1 protein-coding gene and 1 pseudogene (1 of these 2 cut by a window edge) are annotated in these 1861 nt (G+C 75.1%); both read right to left on the minus strand.

All coding sequences use genetic code 11. The annotated features are described in order from the left end of the window. Positions 1–257: 257 nt before the first annotated feature. Positions 258–884, minus strand: a complete 627-nt coding sequence (locus ACFV4F_RS40490) for a nucleoside deaminase (protein ID WP_380448571.1) — start codon at positions 882–884, stop codon at positions 258–260. A 33-nt stretch (positions 885–917) separates the two neighbouring features. Further along, a pseudogene (locus ACFV4F_RS40495) lies at positions 918–1861 on the minus strand (MerR family transcriptional regulator); it runs 310 nt beyond the window's last position.

The following is a 1861-nucleotide window of genomic DNA, read 5'->3' on the forward strand; positions in this document are numbered from 1 at the left end:
CTCCGGGGGCTGGATGATTTTCCGACTGCCGACTCTGTGGGTGGGGGGCTTGGACCGTTGGCAGTCTGAAAATCACCCGTCACGCCCCTCTCCGCGGCCACCCCCTCCGCCACCCCCTCCCGCAGCCCGACCCTCTCGCCTGTGGGGGGATGAGGGGAGGGAGGTGGTAGAGGGGGGTGCGTTGGTGCGGCGGGGAGGGTGTGGGGGTGAGGGGTGGGAGTGGGGGGGTTGGGTGAGGTGGGGTGGGGGTGAGGTGCTCAGGGGGGTGTTGCTGCCTTGGGGATGGTGGGCCATGTCTCTGTGATGAGCGTCCGGAGGTCTGGGGTCCTGAGCTGGGCGAACGTGTTCGCCAGGGTGGCGGTCTCGGGGTGGGCCTTCTGGATGACGGGGTGGGTGGGGCCTGCCCTGCGGATGGTGTCGGCCAGGAAGAGTGCCGTGGCCACCACCGACGCCCAGTGGTCCTCGGTGGGGCCCAGGAGGGGGAGGCCGGTGGTGGGCCGGTGGCCGGTGGCTTCCGCCCAGGGGTCCTCGGCCAGGTAGCGGACCGTTCCGACTCCGGTGAAGCCCGCTGCGGCCGTGCACATCGCGCACGGGCGGTGGCTGCTCCACAGGGTGTGGGTGCCGAGGTTCCAGGTGGTTCTGGCGGCGGCCAGCGCGTTGAGTTCGGCGTGGGCCAGCGGGGTGCCCTGGAGATGGTCCGGGCCGCCCGGGGGGTCGTACGCGCGGTTGCGGCCCTCCGTGACGATGGTGCCGGTCTCGTCGGTGAGCACCGCGCCCACCGGCAGGCCGTCGTCGAGCCAGGCACGGTGGGCGAGTTCGAGGCAGCGGCGGGCGGCGGGCGGGAGTGCTGCCCAGGCGGTGGCGAAGTCCGGTGGGGTTCCCATGGTGGTGAGGCTAGGCGGCTTCGCGTCGTCCGATCACTCGGTGGATCGCACGAGTTCGGGCACCCGGATCGGCATCAGCATGGAGAAGGTGCCGTCGCGGCCGGGGGTGCGGATCGCCAGCGGGGCGATGGGGCCGCCGAGTTCGAGGACCAGTTGGTCGGGGCGGCCCGCGTTCAGGGCCTCCAGGAGGAAGGTCCGGTTGACCGCCACCCGGAGTTCGCCGGGGGTGGGGTCGGCGTCGGCCGGGGGCACCGCGAGTCGGCCGTCCGGGGTGACGGCGAGGACGGTGACCGCGCAGTCCGCGCCGTCCGGGCCGGACGGCAGGGTGTGGGTGGCGCCGGACTCGACGGCTCCCCGCAGGTCGGCGGCGGGGATGTCGACGCGGTGGAACGGGTCGAGCCGGGTGAGCGCCCGGTAGTCGGGGTAGTCGAGGTCCGGGGTGGCGCCCTCGATCCGGTGGGCGCCGGTCTCGATGCGTACGAAGCCGCCACCGAGGGTGAGTTCGGCCTCCGTCGCGTCGGCGAGCAGGGCGCGCAGGGCGTCCGCCAGGGCGGTCGGGACGATCGTGCCGGCCCGCGGCTCGGGCGTGGTCGGCAGGGGCACCTCGGCGAGCGCCATCCGGTAGCGGTCGGTGGCCACCAAGCGCAGCGCGGCGCCGTCCACCTCGAACAGCACCCCGGCGAGGACCGGGAGTTCGGGGTCGGCGCAGACGGCGAAGCGGACCGCGTCCAGGGCGGCGGCGAGCGCGGGGGCCGGGACGGTGAGCCGGAGCTCGGCGGGGGCGGCGGTCATCGGGTTCTCCCTCTGGTCGATCAGCGTGCGGATCAGGGAGAGTTCGCGGCGGGCGTCGGCGAGGCCGTCCTCCAGGCGGCGCAGGTGCGCGTCGACGACGCGGTGGGCCGCGCCGGAGCCGGGGGCCGCGCCCAGCACGGCGGCGCTACCCGCCCGCCGCCGGCCGCCGCCGCGCCGCCCGGCGA

Origin of the sequence: Kitasatospora sp. NPDC059722, assembly GCF_042733235.1 — a bacterium.
GTDB lineage: Bacteria > Actinomycetota > Actinomycetes > Streptomycetales > Streptomycetaceae > Kitasatospora.